General features: G+C 61.2%; 26 protein-coding genes. 11 read left to right on the top strand and 15 right to left on the bottom strand.

Going from position 1 to position 23,850, the window contains the following annotated elements; translation table 11 throughout:
- Positions 1 to 288: 288 nt before the first annotated feature.
- Entirely contained in the window at positions 289 to 1,593 is a 1,305-nt protein-coding gene (locus M2427_RS40650) for a DUF2130 domain-containing protein (RefSeq protein ID WP_280712348.1), read from the top strand.
- A 277-nt stretch (positions 1,594 to 1,870) separates the two neighbouring features.
- Here the strand turns inward: M2427_RS40650 and M2427_RS40645 are convergent, their stop codons facing one another.
- The gene (locus tag M2427_RS40645) at positions 1,871 to 2,812 is read right to left on the bottom strand and encodes a hypothetical protein (protein ID WP_280712347.1); all 942 of its coding nucleotides are present in this window, start codon (positions 2,810 to 2,812) and stop codon (positions 1,871 to 1,873) included.
- On the bottom strand, positions 2,799 to 3,209 hold the full coding sequence (locus tag M2427_RS40640) for a helix-turn-helix transcriptional regulator (protein WP_280712346.1): 411 nt from the start codon (positions 3,207 to 3,209) through the stop codon (positions 2,799 to 2,801). Before M2427_RS40640 ends, M2427_RS40645 begins: the two co-directional genes overlap by 14 nt.
- Positions 3,210 to 3,354: 145 nt before the next feature.
- Between M2427_RS40640 and M2427_RS40635 the strand changes: the two genes are divergently transcribed.
- From M2427_RS40635 to M2427_RS40615, 5 genes are all read left to right on the top strand, one after another.
- Entirely contained in the window at positions 3,355 to 3,696 is a 342-nt protein-coding gene (locus M2427_RS40635) for a multiubiquitin domain-containing protein (RefSeq protein WP_280712345.1), read from the top strand.
- Positions 3,697 to 3,699: 3 nt separating this feature from the next.
- Positions 3,700 to 4,101 (top strand): E2/UBC family protein, encoded by a 402-nt coding sequence (locus M2427_RS40630; RefSeq protein ID WP_280712344.1) that lies wholly within the window; start codon positions 3,700 to 3,702, stop codon positions 4,099 to 4,101.
- Positions 4,098 to 5,513 carry a ThiF family adenylyltransferase gene (locus M2427_RS40625; RefSeq protein ID WP_280712343.1) on the top strand — a complete coding sequence of 472 codons (1,416 nt, stop codon included), beginning with the start codon at positions 4,098 to 4,100 and terminating at the stop codon, positions 5,511 to 5,513. The genes M2427_RS40630 and M2427_RS40625 overlap by 4 nt, the downstream gene beginning before the upstream one ends.
- A gap of 158 nt (positions 5,514 to 5,671) precedes the next feature.
- Positions 5,672 to 5,851, top strand: coding sequence for a DUF6527 family protein (locus tag M2427_RS42200; protein WP_348521976.1), 180 nt, complete (start codon positions 5,672 to 5,674; stop codon positions 5,849 to 5,851).
- 367 nt (positions 5,852 to 6,218) lie between these two features.
- Positions 6,219 to 6,593 (top strand): hypothetical protein, encoded by a 375-nt coding sequence (locus tag M2427_RS40615; RefSeq protein ID WP_280712341.1) that lies wholly within the window; start codon positions 6,219 to 6,221, stop codon positions 6,591 to 6,593.
- Between the two features lie 27 nt (positions 6,594 to 6,620).
- On the opposite strand, the gene M2427_RS40610 is transcribed toward M2427_RS40615, so the two are convergent.
- From M2427_RS40610 to M2427_RS40550, 13 genes are all read right to left on the bottom strand, one after another.
- Positions 6,621 to 7,697, bottom strand: a complete 1,077-nt coding sequence (locus tag M2427_RS40610; RefSeq protein WP_280712340.1) for a relaxase/mobilization nuclease domain-containing protein — start codon at positions 7,695 to 7,697, stop codon at positions 6,621 to 6,623.
- Entirely contained in the window at positions 7,694 to 8,212 is a 519-nt protein-coding gene (gene mobC, locus M2427_RS40605; protein ID WP_280712339.1) for a plasmid mobilization relaxosome protein MobC, read from the bottom strand. The genes M2427_RS40610 and mobC overlap by 4 nt, the downstream gene beginning before the upstream one ends.
- 424 nt (positions 8,213 to 8,636) lie before the next feature.
- Positions 8,637 to 9,635, bottom strand: coding sequence for a ParB/RepB/Spo0J family partition protein (locus M2427_RS40600; protein WP_280712338.1), 999 nt, complete (start codon positions 9,633 to 9,635; stop codon positions 8,637 to 8,639).
- On the bottom strand, positions 9,619 to 10,389 hold the full coding sequence (locus M2427_RS40595; RefSeq protein ID WP_280712337.1) for a ParA family protein: 771 nt from the start codon (positions 10,387 to 10,389) through the stop codon (positions 9,619 to 9,621). Before M2427_RS40595 ends, M2427_RS40600 begins: the two co-directional genes overlap by 17 nt.
- A gap of 503 nt (positions 10,390 to 10,892) precedes the next feature.
- Positions 10,893 to 11,348 (bottom strand): hypothetical protein, encoded by a 456-nt coding sequence (locus M2427_RS40590; RefSeq protein WP_280712336.1) that lies wholly within the window; start codon positions 11,346 to 11,348, stop codon positions 10,893 to 10,895.
- A 275-nt stretch (positions 11,349 to 11,623) separates the two neighbouring features.
- Positions 11,624 to 12,331: an RES family NAD+ phosphorylase gene (locus tag M2427_RS40585; protein ID WP_280712335.1), complete on the bottom strand. Its 708-nt coding sequence runs from the start codon at positions 12,329 to 12,331 to the stop codon at positions 11,624 to 11,626.
- Positions 12,328 to 12,738: an MbcA/ParS/Xre antitoxin family protein gene (locus M2427_RS40580; RefSeq protein WP_280712334.1), complete on the bottom strand. Its 411-nt coding sequence runs from the start codon at positions 12,736 to 12,738 to the stop codon at positions 12,328 to 12,330. The genes M2427_RS40585 and M2427_RS40580 overlap by 4 nt, the downstream gene beginning before the upstream one ends.
- 252 nt (positions 12,739 to 12,990) lie before the next feature.
- Positions 12,991 to 14,223 (bottom strand): plasmid replication protein RepC, encoded by a 1,233-nt coding sequence (gene repC, locus M2427_RS40575; RefSeq protein ID WP_280712333.1) that lies wholly within the window; start codon positions 14,221 to 14,223, stop codon positions 12,991 to 12,993.
- Between the two features lie 197 nt (positions 14,224 to 14,420).
- Positions 14,421 to 15,440, bottom strand: coding sequence for a plasmid partitioning protein RepB (gene repB, locus M2427_RS40570; RefSeq protein WP_280712332.1), 1,020 nt, complete (start codon positions 15,438 to 15,440; stop codon positions 14,421 to 14,423).
- Positions 15,437 to 16,651, bottom strand: a complete 1,215-nt coding sequence (gene repA / locus M2427_RS40565) for a plasmid partitioning protein RepA (RefSeq protein ID WP_280712331.1) — start codon at positions 16,649 to 16,651, stop codon at positions 15,437 to 15,439. The genes repB and repA overlap by 4 nt, the downstream gene beginning before the upstream one ends.
- Positions 16,652 to 16,879: 228 nt before the next feature.
- A complete protein-coding gene (locus M2427_RS40560; protein WP_280712330.1) occupies positions 16,880 to 18,052 on the bottom strand; it encodes a site-specific integrase in 1,173 nt (390 codons plus the stop codon).
- 13 nt (positions 18,053 to 18,065) lie between these two features.
- A complete protein-coding gene (locus tag M2427_RS40555; protein ID WP_280712329.1) occupies positions 18,066 to 19,154 on the bottom strand; it encodes a hypothetical protein in 1,089 nt (362 codons plus the stop codon).
- Between the two features lie 31 nt (positions 19,155 to 19,185).
- A complete protein-coding gene (locus tag M2427_RS40550) occupies positions 19,186 to 19,425 on the bottom strand; it encodes a type II toxin-antitoxin system Phd/YefM family antitoxin (protein WP_280712354.1) in 240 nt (79 codons plus the stop codon).
- A gap of 154 nt (positions 19,426 to 19,579) precedes the next feature.
- Between M2427_RS40550 and M2427_RS40545 the strand changes: the two genes are divergently transcribed.
- The 5 genes from M2427_RS40545 (at position 19,580) to M2427_RS40525 (ending at position 23,710) form a co-directional block, all read left to right on the top strand.
- Positions 19,580 to 19,855, top strand: coding sequence for a type II toxin-antitoxin system Phd/YefM family antitoxin (locus M2427_RS40545; protein ID WP_011505052.1), 276 nt, complete (start codon positions 19,580 to 19,582; stop codon positions 19,853 to 19,855).
- Positions 19,842 to 20,288 (top strand): acyl-CoA dehydrogenase, encoded by a 447-nt coding sequence (locus tag M2427_RS40540; RefSeq protein WP_021078754.1) that lies wholly within the window; start codon positions 19,842 to 19,844, stop codon positions 20,286 to 20,288. The genes M2427_RS40545 and M2427_RS40540 overlap by 14 nt, the downstream gene beginning before the upstream one ends.
- Before the next feature lie 200 nt (positions 20,289 to 20,488).
- Positions 20,489 to 21,700 (top strand): RHE_PE00001 family protein, encoded by a 1,212-nt coding sequence (locus tag M2427_RS40535; RefSeq protein WP_280712328.1) that lies wholly within the window; start codon positions 20,489 to 20,491, stop codon positions 21,698 to 21,700.
- A 133-nt stretch (positions 21,701 to 21,833) separates the two neighbouring features.
- Entirely contained in the window at positions 21,834 to 22,634 is an 801-nt protein-coding gene (locus M2427_RS40530) for a DUF6088 family protein (RefSeq protein ID WP_280712327.1), read from the top strand.
- On the top strand, positions 22,631 to 23,710 hold the full coding sequence (locus M2427_RS40525; RefSeq protein ID WP_021078757.1) for a nucleotidyl transferase AbiEii/AbiGii toxin family protein: 1,080 nt from the start codon (positions 22,631 to 22,633) through the stop codon (positions 23,708 to 23,710). Before M2427_RS40530 ends, M2427_RS40525 begins: the two co-directional genes overlap by 4 nt.
- The last annotated feature ends 140 nt before the right edge of the window (positions 23,711 to 23,850 follow it).

The following is a 23,850-nucleotide window of genomic DNA, read 5'->3' as shown; positions in this document are numbered from 1 at the left end:
AAAGATAGGGCATTAGGCCCTGACGCGTCATCCTACTTTGCCGCTTTTTTTGCCGCTTCCGCAGGCACTTCAGTAAATACCTTGATCCTGTTTTGTTCTCATCTAGAATAGATTCCTAGCTAGGTCTTCTGCAGCCAGGCTTACGTCCGACACCTCGAACCATGCGGTTTCGGTGGAAAACCGGTGGTCAAGTCGATGTTGGGCGAGCCGTATGTGGACATCCAGCGCCGCGACATCGCAATCGCCCGCAGATGATGTTGAATCTGGCCGCACCAATGAGGGGAATTTATGAGTCTTAAAGCAACCGGCGCCGGCGCTTCGCAGGAGCCCACCCTGCATTGCCCGAACTGCAACCACGAAATCAAACTTACGGAATCGCTGGCCGCGCCGCTCCTCGAGGAAACGCGACAGCGCTTTAACGAGCAACTGGCCGCCAAGGACGCCGAGGTAGCCAGAAGGACCGAAGCCCTGCGCAAGGAGCAGGACGCGGTCACCCGGGCGCGGGAACAGATTGAAGACCAGGTCGCGCAGCGGCTGACGGCCGAGCGCAGCCAGCTGGTGGCGGCCGAGGCCAAGAAAGCCCGCGAAGCGGTCGCGGGCGATCTGCAGGCCAAGGAGGCTGAGGCCGCCGAGCTGCGCAAGAACCTAGAAGCCAACAATGCCAAGCTGGCTGAGGCGCAGCAGGCCCAAGCCGAGTTGATACGCAAGGAGCGCGCGCTTGCCGACGAAAAGCGCGGAATGGAACTCACGATCGAAAAACGTGTCCAGGCCTCGGTTGACGACATCCGCTCCAAAGCCAAGCAGGAATCGGATGAAGCCGCGCGTCTGAAGGTCGCCGAGAAGGACCAGACCATTGAGTCCATGTCGCGTACCATCGAAGAGCTCAGGCGCAAGGCCGAGCAAGGCTCGCAGCAATCCCAGGGCGAGGTTTTTGAGTTGGAGCTCGAGGAGGTCTTGCGCGGCAAGTTTCCGATGGACGCCATCGAACCCGTTGCCAAGGGCGAACTGGGCGCCGACGTCGTTCAGCAGGTCAACGGCTCCATAGGTCAGCCTGCCGGCATGATCCTTTGGGAGTCAAAACGTACCAAAGCCTGGAGTGATGGCTGGCTGGCAAAGCTTCGTGAAGATCAGCGGCGCTGCGGCGCAGACGTCGCCCTTATCATCTCGCACGCACTGCCAAAGCATATCGAGCATTTTGACCTGGTCGACGGCGTATGGGTCGTACACCCGCGTTGCGCGCTGCCTGTGGCGGTCGCGCTGCGTCAGTCCCTGATTGAGCTTTCAAGCGCTCGCACGGTCCAGCAGGGACAGCAAACCAAGATGGAGCAGGTTTACGAATACCTGACAGGCACCCGATTCCGCCAACGGGTTGATGCCGTCGTCGAGAAATTCAACGATATGCGCGAGGACCTCGATAAGGAGCGCAAGTTCATGGGGCGGCAATGGGCCAAGCGAGAGACGCAGATTATCGCCGTCGTTGAGTCCACGGTGGGGATGGTGGGGGATCTGCAGGCGATCGCCGGCAAGGCCATGCCCGAAATCGCAAGCCTCGAGGCGCCCTTACTTGAAGGGCCAGGGGAAGCCGTGGCCTAATGGACTTCAACCCACTCGGCTGGGAAAAGAGGATAACCCCCTTCCCTCCCAGTTGAAGCCGCGCTCGGCCTTTACCTGGAAAATCGCGACGAGCTAAAGCTTTCGCATGAGGCTATCGTCAAGACGATCGAGCAACTTCTGGAGCTTTTTCCCGAATTGCCAGCTCTCCAAGCTCATCCGTAGTGCTGGCCGTAGACGAGCCTAAGATGGACATGAATTCACCCGAGTACAGACTTGCTTCATGCCGCGGCATTCAATGTCGGATCATCGCCGCACTTCAAACGACCTTCTTGAATCCAGGCGGAAGAATAATTGTCGGCTTTCCGAGTGCTTTCACGGGATAAAGCAGGATAATGACGTTGTGCGTGGTGTCGAACGCTTCCGCCACGCACTCGTGGGGATCGCCATTGCGATCTGTCAGAGAAAGCGTCGTGGGACGCGTCATCTTCCTGCCAATCGGCAGGATACGGCCAAGACAATGGTCAGGCGTGATGACGGTGTCAGCAGGTTTACCGAACTGATTGATGAAGGAAGGCGAGGGTTCGATGCGGCGAACGGCAGCCCGCGCGCCGTGCCCCTGAACGAGCTCGATAGGTTCGAGGATATACACGACGCAGGCGCGATGGTGGGTACGGGCGAATTCCCGCGCCGAGGCATAATTGGATGCACCGAATTTTTTCGCTAGAGTGATCGGTGTCTTGATGTCGAACTTACAATCGGCAGCGTATTGCGCGTAGGTGTCGCCCTTGAACAGTGCGAAACGGGCAAAATTATTTGCCTCGCGTTCGAACTGGTCCGAGATTTCAGGATCGAGATGTTGTTCGCTGTCCTGGAAGAACCGGAACATGCGCTTATGCACGGGAAGGTCGTGATGCGCGGTTTCGTGAAGCGTCAGAAGGGTCTTCTTGGATTTCGACTTGATGGCGCTGTCATCAATGTGGATGAGCGTGTCAGCGGAGTCGTAGAGGCCGAACAACTTACCAAGGGCGGATTTAACGACGGTTGCTGTTTCGATTGCCTTGCCCGCAAGGTATTCCATGACGGCGACGGGATCGAACAGGCTGGTTTGCGCGACGCGCACATTTGCGGCAGCGAGAATATCTTCAAGGGGCACGGGGAATCTGTCCCATGCGCCTGCGCGGTCGAGGAGCTGCCTTGCTCGCTCCTCGACCGCGCGAAGATCTTCGGCATCGAGACTGCTGTCGTCAGGTTTTGTCACCCGGCTTTTTCCTCATGCGCATAAATTGGAGGTACTGAAGCATTTCGGTCTCTTCCTCGGCGGACAGGTTGTGCTCGGCGAATGTTGCGATACGTCCGTGCCGTTCGGTGTCGGCGCGTTTCGTGCCGGAGATGTATCCGGCCATATCCATCAGATTCTCGAAGCTGATAGCGTAGAGTTCTGCCAGCGCGTGCAGAATATTCGGCGACGGCTTTTTGATTTTGTTGTTTTCGATCTGGGACAAATACGCGTTTGAGACCTGCTTGTTCGTCGCTTCCTCGACGTCGCGCAGGCTCATGTTCCGGTCAACGCGAATCGATGCGAGATACTGACCGAGTGTCCTTTTCGATGTGTTCCTTTCATCGGTTGGGGCCAGCATGATGGCGTTCTCCTGCAAGTTGTTGTTTCCGTTATGATTCTAGCTCGTTCAACGCCAAGCGTCAAGCGCGCAAAGTAAGTGCTTGATATTCTTAGCGCGCTATGCCATATTGAAACCGTGGAAGGGCGCGGTGCCTGGATACGTCCAATATGGAGAACATAACATGACGGACAACCTGGAAGACAGGAGCGCCGATTCCGGCGTGGAAGAGGTGCTCGACGAGATCATCGATCTCGAAGAATACGCCAAGCTGGGCAAGCGCCCGCCGCTTTCAAAGGGCTACCGCATCCTCGTGAACGGCGACCCGTTCGTGGTGCACGAGCCGAACCCGACCGGTCGCGCCATCCTGACCCTCGCGGGTCTGCTTCCCGCCGAGAACTACACGCTCCGCGTCAAACTTGCGGGCGAGAAACCGCAGAAGGTTGGGCTCGACGAGCACGTCGACCTCCGCCGCCCGGGTGTGGAGAAGTTCAAGGCGCTGCCGCGTGACCAGACGGAGGGCTGAGCGATGACCCTCCGTCGTCAGTTTGACCTGCTGCCTATCGACCGGGATTTTCTCGACGAATACGGCCTGCCGTGGGAAACGATCGTGGATGGCTCCCAGTGGGTGCTCATCCACGACTTCCCGGCGCCGCGTGGCTACAACCACGCGACGGTGACGGCGGCCATCCGGATCGAGACCGGCTACCCGAACACCGAACTTAACATGGTGTATTTCTTTCCGGCGCTTGCGCGCGCGGACGGAAAGCCGATCGGGGCGACCGAGGCGCCGCAGCCACTCGACGGAAAAACCTACCAGCGCTGGTCCCGCCACCGCACCGGCGCCAACCCGTGGAAGATCGGGCGCGATCACATCGGGACGCATGTCATCCTGATCGAAGACTGGCTCGACCGGGAGTTCGAGAAATGACCGCTCCCGTCACTCTGGCCTTCTCAGGCGATCAGCACGAGCACCTGAAGAGTTTCCTTTTTCCGGGCGACGGTAACGAAGCCGTCGCAATCCTTCTGTGCGGCAGCCGCGCGGGCGACCGCAGCCATCGGCTCGTCGTGCGCGAGATTCATGGCATCCCATACGAGGATTGTTCGGAACGGACCCCGATGCGGGTCACCTGGCCGCCGGACTATATTGCTCCCATGCTAGACCGCGCTGCCGCCGAAGGGCTGTCGGTCGTCAAGGTTCACAGCCATCCCGGCGGTTACGCCGCGTTCTCGCTAACGGATGACAAGGGCAACGAACGGCTGCTGCCGATGATCCGGGGATGGGTCGAGGCGGATGTGCCGCACGGCAGTGCCGTGATGTTGCCGGACGGCCAGATGTTCGGGCGCGTCTTGAACGCGACCGGCGGCTTCGATCCGATCTATTGCATCAGTGTCGCGGGAGACGATCTGCACTTTTGGTACGCAGACGCGGGCAGCATCGAACTGCCGAACTTCGTCGCCTCGCATGCGCAGGCATTCGACAAAGGTACGATCGAGCGCTTGCGTCGGCTGTCATTCGCAGTCATCGGAGCGTCGGGGACGGGCAGCCCAACCATTGAACAGCTTATGAGGCTCGGTGCGGCCCTGATTGTCGGCGTCGATGACGATCACATGGAGGAGCGCAACGTCAACCGCATCCTGAACTCCACCATGGATGACGTGAAGAAAGAGCGCGCGAAGGTTGACGTCCTAGCCGGCGCCGTTGAGCGCACAGGCCTCGGCACCCGGTTCATTCCTATAAAGAAGAACTTGTGGGACCCGGAGGTCATCCGCGAAGTCGCTCAATGCGATATCATCTTCGGCTGCATGGACACGGTGGACGGGCGGTATCTTCTCAACGCTATCGCGTCCTACTATTCGATTCCCTACTTCGATATCGGCGTACGCCTGGACGCGACCAAGGATTTCGACGGCGTGGCTCACATCCGTGAGGTTTGCGGCACCGTAAACTATCTGCGCCCTGGCCGGTCGAGTCTTGTCAGCCGTGGCCTGTTCACGATGGGCGATGTTGCCGCCGCCGGTCTTCGCCGCAACGATCCCACTGCTCACGATCGGCAGGTCGAGGATGGCTATATCAGGGGCGTCGCGGGGCACCGGCCTGCCGTCATCAGCGTCAACATGTTCGCCTCAGCGCTCGCCGTAAATGAAATGCTCGCGCGTCTGCATCCCTACCGCGAGGAGCCGAACGGCGCATACGCCGCCGTCACGTTTAGCCTTGCGAGCATGGAGCTCATCTACGACCCCGAAGACGGAATCTGCGGCATCTTGGGAGCGAAGGTGGGCTTTGGCGATACCAGCCCGCTCCTGGAACTCTTGGAACTCGCTGAAAGGCGAAAGGCGTGAACAGGTTCAGTCGATTTCTGCGGGGTGCATACCGGCGTATCTACAATTGGGTCGTACCGCCTTATGCGACCCTGATTGTCGAAGATACGCTTCCAAAGCAGTTGAAGCGTCGGACGCTCTACGTCGTCCAGGAAGACGGTTTCGAGGAGCAGGCAGCAATGATTTGTCCCTGCGGCTGCCGATCCATTTTACATATGAATCTTCTCCCCGACGAACGCCCTTGCTGGCGTGTCACGCACCATGACGATGGGACCGCCACTCTCCATCCTTCGGTGTGGAGGAAGAAGGAATGCGGCTCGCATTTTTGGTTTCGCAATGGCCGCGTTGTGTGGTGCTGAGCGGCGCTCAAGCGCTTGCCACAGACTTGCCACAAGCCCAAAAAGCCCGGATCGGAGAATGGCGGATTTCTGCGGTTCGCCGATTCCTTGCCATCTTCCTGAGACGGACAGCAATTCTCTTGCCTTTGGGCTTCGCCGCCGGGTCCACTTCCCACACGGCTTCGACGACCTTCTCGTCGTCCAGGACATCGAGCAGCCTGTTGATGGTGACTTCACAATCCCGCTAGCCGGGCTCAAGGGGCCAGACAGATAATTGGATCAAGAATTGATCTCTTCAACGCATCGCCGCTGCTTGTTCGGCGTTAAACCTTCGTTTGTTTAAAAGTGACATCTAGTGGCTCGAACATTCCATCGGGAGAGAAAGCCATTGAGCGACCAAACCGATCTTGAAAAGAAAACCATCGAGGCGCTGGGGCAATATCGCAAAGCCCTCGCCAGTGTTGAGAGCCAACAAGAAGCGGAAGCTTCAGCACAGCGAGCGCTGACGGGGATGCTGCCCGATCTTGAACGCGCAATCCTCGAAGACGGCGCACCATCAGTCGAAGACAATCTGTTTCAAGCTGGCCTGGCGGCAGTCTCGCGATCGAACGAAGCGTGGGACGCCTTGAGCAAGGCCACGACGACATTGGAGGTAGCCCGGCAGGCCCTGGTCGCCCTGGAGCAGCAGCTGGGATATATTCCAGGCGTATCGAACGTAGCGGCAAATTCCAGGTCCATCCGGCATAGCCCAAATACTGGTTGATCGATTTCAGGCCCAAACCACTGTTGGCTACTTGCTGCGTTCGTCGCCTCGCGGATCACCGCGCTGGTCAGCGTCGTAGCTCTGCTCCGCGTCGCGACGCCGGTTATCGGCAAGCTCCGAAAGCTCCCTCTTCAACACGTATCGGCGGGTTTCGACCGCGGGCATGTCCTTGACGAACTGACGGATCTGTCGCGCGAGCGCGCCATCGCGCACCGTCCCAGAGCGCTGCAGCTCAGCTGCGTAGTCGAGGTATCGCTGCCGGATCGCGTCCTGACGTGATCGGATTCGAGCCTCCCAAGGTCGTTTGGTCGTCTTGTCGCTCCTCACCTCGCGGACAACTTCCTCCCGCGCGAGCCGATCGACCTCGGGCGCAATCTTTCGCTCGCGCAAGGCCAGCACCGCCCCGCGGTCGGCTTTTCGAATTCGTCCCCGGGTTCGTCGCGGTGTTGCCTCCGCCGCGATCCCGCGAAGCCGAAGCTCTCCGGCAAACCGTTCGCGCCAGGCCTGAAGGTCTGCCTTACGCGGGTTGAGACGTCGGCCGTCATGGCCCAAAGACTGAACGGTCAGATGGACGTGGGGGTGTTTGTCGTCGAGGTGCTGGACGAAGACATAGTCGTGATTGTACCCGAAGGTTTCGATCGCAAACGCCCGCGCCGAATCCTTGACCGCAACTGCGTCAGTTCCCGCAGGCATGGACAGGATGATGTTGATCGAAAGCGATCCATCGCGGCGGCGCTTGTCGTCGAGAACAGCATCATCCTCCCATCGTTGCTGCAGATCCTTCAATCCGGACCGGCCCGTCATCGCCGCGCCCTGCTCGGTTTCGGCGTCGAGTTCGCCGTTGCGGGTAATGTAAGCGAGGTGCGATTTGAGATGCGCCACACCCTTGGTGCGGCCGGTGATCTTGACCATCACCTCCGGCACTCGGCTCACGATGCGTTCGAGCTTCGCACGCATCGCCGGCGTGAGACGCCGGGGAACGGCCAGATCGGGTGTGTCCCATTCCGCGCGCCGGGGACGCCGATTGGGCGTCTCCCACACATACGAGATCGGCGGCAGTTCGACGAGCGGGTCAGCCTGTTGCGGCGAGCGACGCCGGGTCATCGTCGTGTCTCCCAATAATCCGCGTTGCCATCGAGTGCGCCACGCAATTGCGCAAGTGCTAACTCGATCGCGGATCTGGCATCGCGGATTGCGGACAGATCAGGTTCAACCACCCTGCCCTGCAGCACGCTGGTATTTGCGGCGCGCGCGATCTGGTTGATGTTACCACCGATGCGGTTCAGCTCGCGGACGATGGCGCGAAGCGCGGCAAGTTCTTCGAGAGAATGCTGCACCGGCGATCCCAATCGCGAGCGTACGAGCGCTACAATCCAGCCCGTTCGCGTCATACCGCGCTGCCCTGCTGTGTCCGCGAGCTGCCGCATCTCGCTTTCCCGAAATCGTACGGTGATTTTCTGCGGCCTGCCCACCGGCAACAGCGCAGTCCGCGCCGGCGATGCATTCAGCACATCAGCGATGAGGCGACGCAACAAGGCGGACTTGCCGCCTTCGGAAGCCGCAACTGCCGACAAGCGCGCGGCGACCTCGTCGGGTATCCGAAGCGAGATCAGCGCCATCCGCTCCAATCCCAATCGCGATGTAATACATCGCTGGCGCGAAGCCTATCCTGCACTAGAAAAAGCTGAGACCACTTCCTCCGTGTTGGTTTGAACCAACATCCTTCGAGTTCGAAGCCGTCCATACCGAGCCCGCAAAATGGCGAATGCTCAATAGCTGTCAGTGAGAACTGGCCAGTGCCAGTGGCTTGCAGAGTGAGAGCTGCCGCCAAAGTAGCATCAGCACAGCGGTAAACGGGCTGACCGACCGGCTCCGAGGTTGTGGACCGCGACCTTTCAGCAGCCTGCGGCCTCACTACGGCGCTATGGGAAGCGCGTTCGGCCTTCGGCTGCTGCGCTGACGCGCCACCCTTCGGGTGGAAACGTCGCTCCACCGGTACCCGCCGCAAGACTTCGTTGCTCCAACAGCAATAGAAGAAGAACCTCATGGCAAAAGGATCTCCTCGATCGTGAGCGCCGAGACGGCTACTTCTTCCGTGTCCTCCGCACCATCTACTAACACCACGGCATGGCGGGTGCCCTGCAAGGGGATGCGATCCAAAACGAGCTGGCCGGTCCGATGCTCATGCCGCACTTTGATGGTCAGGGATGCTGCCGACCGCGATTGTGGAGCGACACGTAGCCTCGCCGGAGAGGCACCGGTTTCCGCATCTGCGTCTGCTTCTCTGTCCTTGCTCGACGTCCGCCACAGCGAGGCTCTCGGCGCCAAGTCGCGTCGTTCCGGTGACGAAAATTCAGCAGCCGACTGGCTCTGAGCATTGAAGTCATCAGACCCGGCGCGTAAGTCTCGGGCCAACTGGCGGGCCTGGGCATCGGTAAAACTGTCCTGCGTCGCGCAAAAGCGCTCGACCGCTTCTGGATGGGTGCGCCAAGCCTGATAGAGCTCATAGAGCGCACGGATCGACGAGCTCTTGAGCCTCGCCCGAAGAAATTCTGGCATGCTTTGAACCGAGGCGAACCGCGACACCCAGTCTCTTGGCTTGCCGAGTTTTCGCGAAATTTCGGCCTGCGTGTCGCCGGCGTCCAGACGGCTCGCGACGAACGCGGCTATCTCGGGCGCGCGCAAATCGTCGCGCTGGATGTTCTCGATCATCTGAGCGTATCGATCCGGTTCGCCACCCTCCTGCAAAAATACCGGGATTTCCTGTAACCCGGCACGCAGCGCAGCGCGATACCGGCGCGCGCCCATGACGATAACGTATCGGCCCTCCTGGTTGGACCAGCGAACCAGGATAGGTTGCAGCACGCCATGTTCGCGGATTGTTGCCGAAAGTTCATCGAGTTCCTGCTCGCTGAAGACACGGCGCGGCTGATCTGGGTCTTCGTCAATGCGGTCGATCGGAATGCGAAGCGGGCACCCGGCGCCGCTGCTTCCCTTTTCAGCGACGTCGGCAAGATCTTTGAAACTAAGGTCGAGCGTCACCAGTCATCTCCTCGTCGAGCCGTTCTTCGATCTTGGCGAGAACAGCGCGGATTTCCCGGCCGGCCTCCTGAGCCGAGCGGCGCTTGAGACTCCACACCGGGACTCGTTCCGCTACAGCTTCGGCATAGCCGTCGCGGGCCACAATATGGCCCGGGAAGACATACTTGCCGGCTTCGCGCAGCAACTGCTCCAGATGGCTTCGTTGGCGCGGCGATTTGGTGTTGAAGTTTGATGGCAACAAGCCGAGGAAGGTCATGCCCTCGCGGCCGTAACGGCGTTGCACCCCGATCACGGTCTGCAGCAGGCCTTTGACGCCCTTCACCGAATAGTCCTCAAGGTAGATGGGTGCCAACACATGCGAGGCCGCAACCAGACATGCCACGCTGCGAAGTCCAAGCGACGGCGGTGTGTCGATGACGCAAATGTCGAACAGTTCAGCAGCAGCAACAAGATTCTGCTGAAGGGTCATCACCGCAGCGGCACTGCCGCGATCAACGTCGGTCAATGAACTGTCGGCTGGCGCCAACGTGATGCCACTGTCCCCGCTGGCGACAATCCGCGCCCCCGTCTGGAACAGACCGGCCGCCGAAGTCTCTCCCACGTGACGTTTGAGCGTGTCGGTCGCATTGCCTTGCGCGTCGGCATCGATCATCAAAACCCGCCGGCCCGACTCCGCCATGAACCAGGCAAGATGAACGGCGAGGGTCGTCTTGCCGACACCGCCTTTCTGGTTGTTGATGACGAGGGTGTTCATAAGTCAGCCCCTGACAATGGGATATGGGCCTGCTTCATCAATGGTCATCCGGGCCGCGACCGCGATTTTGCGATCATGCAGCGTACCGTTAAGCATGTTCGCTGGAGCTGCCACACGCGGTGTTGGTTTGAACCAACACCGCGCCGCGGCGATCAACCGGACCATGTCAAAGACCGCGGGCAAAATCCCCTGCCAGAAGAGTCAGGGTCGGCCGATGGCAAAAACGGACGACGATCTGACAGCAAATTCGCGCCGGGGGGGAGAAAAAAAAGTGACAGAGCGAAAGGCGAAGCTGTTATCTGAGACTGTTGGTTCAAACCAACATGTTCAGCAGATGGGTTCGCGACGCTAAGCGGAGTGCGCGCGCCTTCTTGGTGCCAGGGATGGAAGCCAGAAGGGCGGGCGCCGTTGTAGTATGGAGAAGAAGAAGTTGTTCGAAAGAATGGGCCCTACAAGATTAATCCCAAACTTGGCTTGGCACCGGTGAATAACAATTTATTTGGTTACGCACCTTTTGGACTTCGGGCCGCACGCTTCGCGATCTCCCGTTCGACAAGAGACAGGGCCCTCTGCAGCCGATCGCGCAGCACAACGTATTCGGGTAAAACGCCGTCCGCGCCGTGATCCGGCTCATTTTGGTCGGCCTCCAGGGTTTCCGCGATCAGGTCATCGAGACCGGCCTTTTCAAGCAGACCAAGCTTCATCATCTCACCAAACATCTCGTCGTCATTATCTTTCGGCCACGCCTGCACCATTCCGTTGGAATCTAGGTGTGGTTTGAACGTTATACTCAGCAAGACTGCCCGTTCGACGATGCTGCATTCAAGCGGCACAACACCCCAGCGCGTACCGTCCGAACCTTTAAAGCCTGCGACGAAACGATCCGGATAGAGATTGTCGGAAGCTTCTGGTTCGAAGAACGGCACAAAATCTAGCGCGCCAGATCGATCATTGGCCATGATTGCCTCCTCCGCGCTTCGGATGCCGCGTTATTGGACGAGGCCATCGTCCAACCCGTTTGTGGACAGCTACAGAAGCCATCACAATAGCGAACGATCGTGACGACATTTTAGCTCCGCTGTCCGGTCACCCAAATCAGATCAGCCATAGCTTTTTAGGGACCGTCATTATGACGCGATCGCATTTTTTGGCTCTGCTTGCGCATCAAAGCGACGATCATCGACCGATTGAAAACTCGCCGGAGGATGCCTTTGTCAAGCCATGCGGCTGCTTTTCAAGGTGTCGGGCGCGCGTACCAGTCGGCCTCACCAATGATGAAATACCGTGTCATCCGGGTGCCATCCCAATGGTACTGAAGCGTTCGCGCCTGAACGACAGGAAGGCGGATAAGATTCGGCCAGAACAACCCGACTGCCTGCCCGGTCGGCCAGCGCACACTTGGATAGACAATTCCTTCGCTGCCCGAATCCTTCAATGAAAATGCAAGCCGCTGGGCTGGCTTCCAGTCATCGGACTGCAAACAATCATCGAATCCGCCGTTTCGCAAATCATGCAATGATCCGGCGACATGCGCTCTGAGTTCGCGATACTGCGCGTCGGCCGGCGGTTCATTCGTGCGTGCCATGAACCGCTCGAAATGATGTGCGGTTTCAGCCAAAGCGACCTCAAACCGATCACCACAATACCAGACCCCATAACTGCCGTCGGAAAAGCGTCCCGGACGGTCGCGAGAAACATGGGTGAACGCCGCCATCGCCAAGCTAGAGGTGGGACCGGAGACGCGCCGTTCGACGGGAACTAGGCTGAGATCGCCGATCTGATCGCGCACCCGCGGGTTTGTCTTCGCCTCGGCGCTCGCAATCAGATCCCAATCGGCGGGATCAGCGATGTCTTCGAATAGCCACACAGGAGGATAGATCGTGCGGATGATACGATGGCTGACAGACCAATCGACATCGGCAAGCGGCGGAATGGACGTCACCAGCCACCGCGCTCGGCGTCAAGGTAGTTGCGGACCGCCGTCAGATCGCTTGGCGCTCCCGCCAACATCCGATCAAGCGCCGACTTGCCGCCGAAAGCCGTATTAGGTCTCGAAACCCAGGCGTAGCCGCGCTCCGGTTCTGTAAAAAGATGGCGCAAGGCTTTATGGATACCCATCAGGTCTCCAAGGCGCCACACGGTGTCAGGTGGCACCGCACCGATCTCGCCCCGTTTCCATCGATAGAAGGTCGATGGACTTGGTTGCCCAAGAAGCACCCGCGCCTGACTATCGTTTACTTTCCAAAGCCGGAGGAGATTTACCACCGCCCGGAGCATTGCAGCCGCTTCCGCCTGGGTCACTTCGCTTGTCGCGGGATCAGCTGTCCGTGCAATCAAAACTTGGCTCATAAGCCCACTCCTATGCCAATTGACACAAATATACCACCTTATGTCATGAGACACAAGACCGGCCCGACAGCCCGGCCCGACAAACCCGGATTTCCCAAATCCAGGCGTATCTATCCTGCGCTGGTAATCGATCGAGACCACGTGCGCCGACGTGTTCTCCCGTGCTTGGACGCCCGCCAGCAAGGCCTCCTCCTACTGCGGCGATCGGCTCTGGTCGCCCGTGGCGAGGCGCGCGGACCCGGACTCCACGCATCAGGCCCGCTTCTTTTCGCGCAGGCGCGAATTGATCTGCGCCATCAGGATCGGACCGAGCGAAAATTCGCCGGCCTGCGCCTTTCGCGTCAACCCGCGCAGATAACCGCCGGCCGAATTGATCGCTGTACCGCGCTGCAGGATGCACGCGACGACGATCGCCGCCTGCACCTCGCCCATGACGGTTTGCGCCTCCTCCCAGGCGCTGGGGCTGATCCCCAACATCGATCGAACGACCGCCGCGGTCGCCATGAAATCCCGCCAATTCGAAATGCCGCCCTTGGTGTAATCGACAATGCTGGGGCACGCGTCCAGGACCATTCCCAACGGATACGATCCCTCCGCAACCCGTGACGGTTGAGAGCTTGGCTCAGCCCTCGCCGCCCGGCCTTCTTGGAAGACCGGTTCAAGATCAATTAGGGGATCTGGATTTGAATTCTGTATGTGGCGCTCAGACTGGGACTCATTGGCGCTCGGATTCTTGGATTTAATGTGGGCTTCCAGAAGATTGAGCACATCGTCGGCCAGCTGCGACAGCTCGTCGGCGATTGGCTCGAGCTGCTCCCGCGTGGCGGTCCTCGGAATCTGGCCCAGCATCGCCCTAAAGGCGGCGTGGACCTCTTGCCAATCGGCCGGCCCCTGCCCTCCCCTACGCGTCGGGACACCCTCCTCGATGCCGGTGGCAATCATCTTGGCTATATCGCGCCGGCAAAGCGTGATGCGCTCGCGCACCAGCCTGAGCGCGCGCGCCTCTGCTTCGATGTCGGCCGCCAGGTGCTCGAACTCCTCTGACCGCACGACGAGCGGCGACAGATCGAAGCCGAAGGCAAGCGCAATCTCGCCGGCGTTGTCCTTCCGCGCGTAGCGCTTGCCGTTTGGGCTGTCACGCCGAATGATCAACCCAGCGTCGACCAGGACGGCGAGGTGGCGGCGCAATGTCGAAGCGGGCATGCCGTGCGCGCGCAACGTGAGCTTGTCGTTGGACGGAAAGACGATCAGGTCGTCCTCCCCTGTCAGTGCCGTCTCCGGATGGAACGTCAGGAGCGCGTTCAACACGGAAAGCGAGCGCTCGGACACCCCGAGGCGCGGCCGCGCCGTACAGATGGCGTGGAAGATATTCCATTTGTGCACGACCTTTTCAGGGGGCCGCGCCGTAGCTCCCATTTGGCTTGCCACATGGGCAAGCGTCAGCGATCGCCGCCCGAAGGGCGTCGTTGGAGAGTGTGACTGCATGTCCTTGCCTCAGTTGGGCAAAGAAAATCTGCTCACCGAAACGGCGATAAAATCGCGTCGAGTCTCTTGACTGTGATTCGCGAAAGTGATTCTCTGTCAGTCGCCAAACTTGAAGAGAAGGCTTCCGGAACTCCGTTTCGGGGGCCTTTTTTCTTTTTCCGTGACTGCTCCTGGTTCGAGTTTAGAGGATGAGGCCCTCAGGCCTCGGTGGTTTCCTGGCCCTCGCCCGCCTCGGAAAAAGCGTCGAACAGGGCCGGGAGTTGGTCGACAAGAAATGCAGCAAATGTTGCTGGTACATTCTTGTCGATGAGAAGCTTCAGTTCGCGCTCTTTTTGACGAATACGCGCAATTTTATCACCGGAGGTGGACAAGACCGACCTCTCTTCCGAGGGCCTCGAAGTCGTCTTGGGAGATGGCCGGCTGGCTGCCGAAAATGAGGCGACGAATCTTGCGTCAGTTTCGCGCGCTGCAAATTTCGGATCAGCGATGGCTGCTCTGACGCGCTTGAGCGCAGCCGCGTCCTTGACCATTTCGGCGAAGGATTGCCAGCGGCCGCGACCGACCTTCGACGCCTTCCCGATCGCCTGAACAACGTCGTGCGGCACTGATCGAGCGACAGCGAGAAGCTTCGAAGCCTCCGCCCTGTCGATAGACAGTGCATCTTGTACGACTGATCGGCTATGCCCAGCGTCTTCGATATGCATGGCGAATATGGCGCGTTCAATGAAGCTCAAATCTTCGCGCGGAGCGTTTTCGAGACCTTGAGCCACGACAAGCGCTTCGTCGGAAAGTGATCGAAGGATTGATTTGACGGGAATGCCTAGTTCGCGCGTAGCTCGAACTCGCCGATGACCATAAGCGCTCTGATAGCGCCCCTTTTCTTCGGGATGCTCCCGAACGAGAATGGGCACCTCTTGGCCACGCTGTGCGATCGACTGTTTGAGGGCCTCGAACGAGCTATCATCATCATCGCGGAATCTGTCGGCCAGCGGTGACGGATCGATAAGCGAGGGGTCGATTTCGACCACCAGCACTCCGGACGCTATTCTTTCGCGAAGATCCTCGTTCTCCTTCTCAACTTCAGAGAAGGAATCCTTCAACGAGCGGACCGTTCCGGACGATACCCGTGGCAAGGCGCTGGAGGCGTTGTCAGCGGACAACGGGTTCGATTGTGGGGCCGTGAAAAGGCTCTTGATGGTGTCAGTGCGCTTGTTCATCGACCCCACACCTTCTTTAGAAGTTGCGAGACTTCGGCATTGACGGCGTCAACTGATTCCAACGCCCGATCGTAAGTGCCTCGTCCCACGGAGCCGCGCTCAAGCTCATAAAGCGATTGCTTGGTGAGACCGGCATTGGCGATTGCGGTCGATTTCCACACCGTGGCCTGTAGTACATCCGATCCAAACAGGTTCCGAAGGAGGGCTACAATTTGAGCTTCGGGCACATCATTTGGATCGTGCCGCGTAATGACGTAGCGAATGAAATCATGGTCCAGTCGGCCGCCAGCTTCCTCGATAACGGACATGAGATCCGACGTCATTAGAAGGAACTGGCTCATAGACGCGACATCGACCATTTGCGGATGGATCGTGACGAGCATCGCCGTTGCAGCGTTCAACGCCCCCATCGTCAAGTAACCAAGCTGAGGCGGGCAGTCGATAACAACGACGTCATAGTCATCGGCAACCTGATCGATGGCGCTGGCGACGCGGCGGAAGAACAGGTCGTGGCCGCGTTCGCGCCGCTCGATCATTGCGCGAGGCGTATGGTGCTCAAACTCCATGAGCTCAAGGTTGCCAGGAACAAGCCCTATTCCATCAAAATAGGTCGACCGGACAACTTCACGCATCGGGCGGCGATGTTCGTCATACCGAATTGCACCGTACAGCGTTCCGTTCTCAGCGATGTCGAATTCGGGCTGATAGCCGAACATTGCGGAGAGCGATGCTTGCGGATCGAGGTCGATCGCGAGGACCCTAAAACCCGCAAGGGCGAGATATTGCGAGAGGTACAGTGCCGTTGTTGTCTTGGCGGAGCCGCCCTTGAAGTTCGCGACGGTGATGATTTGAAGTTTGTCGCCGGCGCGGCGGTGCGGAAGGAACTCTAGCGCTTCTCGCGGACGTGCAGTCGCGAGGTAGCCGCGCAACTCGTTAATCTGAGCCAGGCTGTAAGATCGGCGCCCTCCGTGACCAGTTGTTGGAGTTGGCCCGAGGCCATCCAGCGAGAGCTGTCGGAGATAGCCATCGGAGACGCCGGCGATGCGCGCAACTTCACCTGATGTGAACGATCGAAGCCCTTTGCTCGCTGAAGGGGGGAAAAGCGTCGTGGCAAGGGAGCGAAGTTGGCCAGAAAGAATGCCGGCATGGCGGGTGACACGTGCGGACGCGGTTTCGTCCTTTGTGACTTGATGTTCCGCTAATTGTACCATTCGCTTCTCTCAAAACGGTTTCTCAGCGTCAGACGCTTTGTTTCCGTTTTGAGAGAAGGCCACGATTCTCCGATTAGAGCAAGAATTAAAGGGTTAATGACTTCCTAACGTCGAATCAGTGCCTGCACCTTTCCGCACCGAATGTTGTCCGCTGACAACATCACCCGATGGACCACTCCAACGATCATGTTGTCAGCTGACAACAATGATCCCGGCGCACCGTCCACCTTATAGGGCGAGACGCGCCGCCTTCCCACGCGTGCGACCCGCTTCGTTGTAATAGCTGGCGGCCTGCTGCACCGAGCGGTGCTGGGATTGCTGCATCGCCTCCGGCAAGGAGACACCGCGTTGCGCGGCCTCCGTCAGATACCCGGATCTCAGGCCGTGCGCGGAAAACTCCCTGGCCTCCAAGCCCGCCCGCGCGCAGCGCCGCTTCACGATCAGATTGATCGACTGCGGCGTCAGCGCCCTCTCCTCCAGCGCCTCCCAACGGTCGATGGCGCGGAAGATCGGTCCCCGGCTGATGTCCGCCCGCTCCAGCCATTCGCGCAGCGCCTCGACCGGGGGTCCGACCAGCAGCACCCTCCCCGCCTCGTCCGCTTGGCCGGTCTTGGTGCGGCCGAGCTGAATGGCCACGCACGGCAACGTCTCGGATTTTGGGTCCTGCGGATTAAACGGGACCTGCGGTTCGTGGCTGAGCTGCTCGACCCGCAGCCGCGCCACCTCGCTGCGCCGGCGTCCGCCGGAGGCGAAGGCGAGCAGCAGGATGGCAAGATCGCGGGCATCGGCCAGCCGGTCGGACCGGCAGGTAGCGAGCAGACGGTCCAGGACGTCGCGGGTGAACGCCCGCTTGCTCTTGCGCTGCCGCGGGCGCGTGCTGGCGCGAACCGCGAGCCGTAGCGCGGCGCGCAGACTGGGCGAGGCAAACGGACCCTCCTGCCCTTTCCAGCGATGCAAGGTGCCCCAGCTTGCGAGGCGCCGCTTCACCGTCGACGGCGCATGCGGGCCGGCGCTCCGCAGCATCGCGGCATTCCGCAGCAGCGCCGCCACATCGGACGGCATGCCGTGCTGGGGATCGGTCTCGCGCTTCGCCGGGTCCCACAAATGGTGCGCGACGAATTTCAACGCCAGGCTTTCCGAGGCCGGCCAGGGCAACGCCGCGCCGGTCGCGGCCTGGGCCCAGGCTTCGAGGTAGGCAAGGTCCGACGCCAGCGCCCGCAGCGAATTCTCGCCCATGCCCTCACGCGCGAGATGCTTCAGCGTCGCGACGTCGTCGTCGGTGAGGAGTTCGGCGAGCCGATCGCGCCGCTCCATCGGCAGGATCGCGGACAGCGCGTCGAGTTGCAGCGCGCGCCGGGTTTCGGGGTCGGAGACCAGCGCGCCAGAGGTGATGTCGTCCATGCTCGGCGCTCCCTCAGAAACCGTAGGCGCGATCCGCCCAGCGCAATAGCACGCGGGCGTCGGGGTCGGGTAGCCGCACGCGCTGCGCCTTAAGGCCTTGGGCGATCGTCAGGCCGACATCGGGGTCGACCCAATGGCCGTGGGTCATCAGGAAGAACCAGCCGAAGGGCAGGCCGACCTCGCGGTCCACGGCCTCGATCCGGTCCATCAGAAGATGGACCGAAGCCTCCGGCGTCATGAGCAGTCGCTCTTTCGGGAGCTTCAGCGGCCGGGGGATGAAGCCGACTTCGCGTTCGCCTTTGTGGGTGTAGTCGCGGGCATCGAGGGCCCAATGCGCGAAGACGCGCTGCGGCCTGGCGCTCGATTCCTCCCAGTCCTGAAAGAACCGCAGCTCGCGGGGCACAAAGTCGAAATAGTCCGTGACCGCCTCCAGGAAGGGCGTCTCACGTGTTCCGCCCGGCCCGGTCTCGCGAATGATTCGCCGCTCCAACTCGGGCCGTTTGGCCTCCCGCTTATCGCGCTCGATGCGGCCGCAGCGATCCAGAAAACTGCGGACGTGGACCACCGCGCCGCCGGCGCGGCCGAGCAGGCGATAGACCGGACCGGCGAGGCGATCCGAATCAGGGAGCTGATCGGTGCGAGGCCAGCTCGGATCGAGCAGTTCTTCTTCGCCAAACGGGCGGTGGTTGGGATTGACGATCGGGCCGGCGCGCCATTCGATTTCGCGACCGAGCGCGATCTGAACGTAATCGGCCACACCCGGCCCGGTCGGCGCCGACACGAACGCGCTCGTCCCCCGCCACTCCGTGATCTGCAGACCGGTCTCCTTCAGCCGCTTCCAGACCGCCGTCACATCGCCGTTTTCCCTGGCGAGTTCGGCCGTCATCCATGGCCGCAATTCGCCAAGCCGCGTGCCGTCGGGACGAAGCACCGATCGGGTATCGCGCCAGTAATCGTCATCGATCGGCGCGATGCCGAACGCAAAGCCCGGAAACGCCGCATCGAGGGCTGGGACCAGGTCGCTATCTGCCGAGGCCGGATCGAGCCCGGCGAGGACTGTTTCGAGGGAGGCGGCATCGGGGAGGCGGGCAGGGGCGGTCATCGGAGTGCGCTTTCAGTCGTGAGCAGGCCGTTCACAGTTCGATGTCACGCGGTCGATCACGGACTCGTTCGATATCCATCGGGTCCTGCCGCAAAGGCGAAGCCAGCAGGAAATCTGCCAGCGTGCCTTTGCGGGCTGTTCTGCGCGCCCATTCCTCGGCTGAGACGAGCACCGCGCTCGGTTGGCCGTGTCGGGTGATGACCTGCGGGTGGGCCTGCGCACGGTCGATGACCTCTGAAAACCGTGCCCGCGCACCTGCCAAGGTCCAGATGTTCGAAGAGGGCTCTGAGCGTCTATTGTCCGTCGTCGGGGCATCCTCCTATGAATACCGGCGGTCTCCTGGCCGCCCATTCATCCAAGCGCCGAGGACCACTTGCGGGATTACCGGGATTTCCGTATATTACGGAACGAAGGAGATTTGAACCATGAGTTCGACCGTCACCGCCGCCGAAGTCTCGAAGAACTTCGGCGCCTACCAGGATGCCGCCGTGCGCGAGCCGGTGGTCATCACCAAGAACGGCCGGCCCCGCACGGTGCTGATGGCCTACGAGGATTTCGTTCGGCTGTCGAAGCGGGACCGACGCGTCCAGCGCACGATTGATCTGAGCGAGGCGGAGATCGCCGCGGTCGAGGCTGCCGAGATGACACCTGATCCCGGCCATCTCAGCAGCGCACCCGACGCGAAACATGCTGCCGACTGAGATCAAGCTCGGCTGGATCTTTCGCTATTCCTATCTGTGGGATTGGCAGCACCGCGAAGGCCGCGAGGAGGGCGACAAGGACCGCCCGTGCCTGGTGCTGGCGATTGTCACAACAACGGAGGACGGCACGCCGGTGGTGCGCGTCCTGCCGATCACCCATACGCCGCCGGCCAATCCGGCCGACGCGATCGAAATTCCGGCCGCGGTCAAGAACCGCCTGCGGCTCGACCATGAGCGCTCCTGGATCGTGCTGACCGAAAGCAACCGCTTTACCTGGCCGGGCCCCGACTTGCGCAATATCGACACTGAGAGCGGCTACTACGGCGCGCTGACGCCCGGCCTGTTCGCCGAGGTCAAGCGCCGCTTCGTGGCGATCGCCCGCGGTGAGGTTGCGACCAGCGCGCCGCACCGGAGCGTGCCGCGCAGCGAGTGACGGCCGTCGGCGGCGGCGAAAAGCGTCCGGAAGAGGGCAGGGGGCTGGCAACGGCTGCGTCCTCGCGTCGAGCGGAGCGCCGGCGGGCGTGATTTGCCGGGCTCGTAGCCGCCAGAATCGCTGATTTGCGCCGTGACGTCCAACGCTATCGATAAGAAGTGGTTATCGATAGTGACACACGTCGTGTGCCGGACCTCGCTATGACGGAAGTCAAGGCCATGATAGCTTCCGTATCGGTGATTCCTGTTAAGGTTATCAAGCCCTTGCAAAACGGCTACGCCATCCCCGATCCGCTGCCATGGGTCCAGCTCGCCGGCCCGCTCGCCGCTGCCGAAGATGCCCTCGCCCGCCTCGATGAGCGGTTGGCCAAAAGCCCGATCCGCGATGGTTTTGTCGCGCGCACCCACTTCACCGACGCCTGCGCCAGTCTGTGGCTCGAAGGTGAGCTCGTCCACCTCGAAGATCTGGTTCTCCACGACGCCGGCATGGATATCCGCAGCCCCACCCACGAGCTGACCCGGGCCCACGCCGTGCTGCGCACGCGGCGCCGCATCGCCGACGCGAAGCCGGACTGGGCGGTGTCGGTCACTGGTCTTGCAAGCTTGCGCGGACGGGGAGGGCAGGGCGACCGGGAAGCGGGAAGCGACGACCACGAGGAAGGGACGGGAGACGATGCCGGCGCGAACGATGCCGAGGACACGCACGGCGAGGATCTTGATCAGCCGCGCGTCATCATCGAAACCGACCCGCGGCTCGCCGCCGCCTTCGCCGCGGTCGACGCCGCGATCGCGAAATCCGACCGAACGCTCGCCGGCGAGACCACCCGCCAGCCCGAGCGCGATCCGCTGGTCTACGATCTCGATTGGGACGAAGACGCCCGGATCGAGGACTGGCAGCGCGTCGTCGATCGGACTCGCGCGTTGCCGCCGGCGCTGGCGGCGGCAATCACAGCCGAGGCCTGGGACCGGATCGAACCGCTGCAGCACACGCCGTGGCTCGGCCGGTTGCTCGCCGGCGCGGTGCTGCGAGAACGCGGCAAAACCCGGACGCACCTGGCGTGCCTGCATGCCGGGCTGAAGACCATCCCGCGCGAACGTCGGCGACCACTCGACCCGGCGGCACGGCTGATGATTCAATTGGAGGCGATGACCGCGGCCGCCGAGACTGGCCTCAAGGATCATGATCGCTGGCTCAACCAGCGCACCCTGCTCACGCGCAAGCTCGTCGGACGCCGCACCACCTCAAAACTGCCGGCGCTGCTCGAGTACATGCTGGCCCGGCCCATTGCCTCCGCCGGCATGATCGCGGCGGAGCTGAAGATCACGCCGCGCGCCGCCCAGGACCTGGTGGCCGAACTCGGCTTGCGCGAGGCGACGGGGCGGGGACGCTATCGGGCCTGGGGAATTCTCTGAAAAGCCGGGCCCTGGTTGGACCAGCCTTGTCCGAAATTTGTATATGTATTTCGGACATATCACTTGCAATCTGTCCGAAAAACGTCTACAAGTTTCGGACATGAATAGCGCCCCGCTCGATCTGAAGACAGCCATGCTCGACCGCATCCGTGCGGACGCACCGCGTAAGGTCTGGACGCCCAGTGATTTCGTGGATCTCGCCTCGCGGGACGCCATCGATAAGGCATTGCAGCGCCTGACGAAGGCCGAAACCCTCAGGCGCATCGATCGCGGGCTCTACGATCAGCCTGGCTTTAACAAGCTCACCCAAAAACCCAACCCGCCCGATCCGCGCTCGGTCATCGACGCCGTTGGACGACGCGACCAAACGCGGATGCTCGTCGACGGCATGACCGCGGCGAACGATCTCGGCCTGACTGACGCCGTCCCGGCCAAAATCGTGGTGCATACCGACGCCCGTCGCCGCGCGATCAAGCTCGGTAACGTAACCATCACTTTTCGTCCGACCGCGGCCAGCAAGCTGTTCTGGGCCGGGCGACCGGCAATGCGCCTCGTCCAAGCGCTTCACTGGCTGCGCGATCTCTTGGTTCGTGAAGGCGAAAGCGATCAGGTCAAACGCAAGCTCGCCAAGCTTTTCGAGGATCCCACGGCGGGGCCGCCGCTCAAAGCCGATCTCACTGCCGGTATGTCGGCTCTTCCGACATGGATACGGGTGTTTCTTAAGCCGCTCATCGAAGCGGATGCTGCCGTTGGTCGTCGGCACATCGACGATGATCGTGATGATGCTGATCATGTTGGCGCAGATCATGATCGACAAAGAAGGAGTGAAAACGATCAGAGTCACGCTGTCGTCGTACCTCCGAAGCCGAAACCGCTCTCCACCCAGAAGAAACCAATCGCCAATCGCGGCGCAACCCGGAGGGCGAAGGCATGAACCCGGCTTTCGATGAGGTTCTCGCGGCCGGGTCGGACACGATGTTGAGCGCCTTCGATACGACCGCGCTACGCCTTGGCACGGCATCTCAGAATATCGAGAAGGACTTCTGGGTCTGCTGGACGCTGGATGCCTTGTTCAATGGCCTGAAAGAGGGAGGACCCCGCCTCCTCTTCAAGGGCGGAACCTCCCTGTCCAAGGGATTCGGTCTGATCAACCGCTTCTCCGAAGACATCGATGTCACGGTGTTTCGGGACGACATCGGCGAGCCGGCTACGATTGAGGAGCTTAACGCGCTGAGCGGGAACAAGCGCCGCGCGCGCCTCGATGCGATCAAGGACGCCTGCCAAGCCTATATCAACGGCCCGCTGCGCGCTGAGTTGACCCTGATCCTACAAGACCGGCTCCGGGCCGCCGGCCACGATGCCGGCGCGGCGCGGGTGGAAGCCGACGACGCCGATCCCGACGGACAGACCCTGTTGATCTGGTATCCCGCAGCGACGCCGCGATCGGATTACGTGCGGGCGGCGATCAAGATCGAGTCGGGCGCCAAATCCGCGCTCGACCCGAACAGCGAAGTGCCGATCAAACCCTATGTCGACGATGATTTGCCGGCGCTCGACTTGACCGTGCCGGCCGTGCGCACGGTCGATCCCGAACGCACCTTCTGGGACAAGGTCGTCATCCTCCACGGGCTGCGGCGCTGGTTCGACAAGCGCGGCGAGCTGCGCGGGGGCGGCCAACGCGTGTCCCGTCATTACTATGACTTGCACCTGCTCGCCGGGGACCCGATCGGCGAAGCCGCCATCGCTGAGACGGCGCTCGGCGTGGACTGCGTCGCACATGCCCGGATGTTCTTCAATCGACCGGACTTCGATCTCGCGAGTGCTGCGCCCGGCTCGTTCACGCTCGCCCCGCATGATGCGATGATCGAGCAGTTGCGCGTCGACTACAGGGCCATGCAAGGCATGATCTTCGGTGACCCGCCGGATTTCGAGGCCGTGCTCGACAGCATCAGCTCGCTCGAGACGCGTCTAAACGAGAACGGCGCGAGCGAAAGCGGGGCGGCGCGATGAAGCAGTTGGAGGGAGCCAGCCTTCGCTGCGTCCATCTCGGCTCACGCAGAAACGGCCCCGCCTTTCGGCGGGGCCGTTGCCGTGGAGGCCCCTTAGTCCCGGTTCGGTCGGGACCAGATGAGCTGGAGGCCCTCCTGGCC

Source organism: Bradyrhizobium sp. BR13661 (genome assembly GCF_029892425.1).
In the GTDB taxonomy this organism is placed as follows: domain Bacteria; phylum Pseudomonadota; class Alphaproteobacteria; order Rhizobiales; family Xanthobacteraceae; genus Bradyrhizobium.
This window is presented reverse-complemented; position numbering and strand designations above follow the sequence as displayed.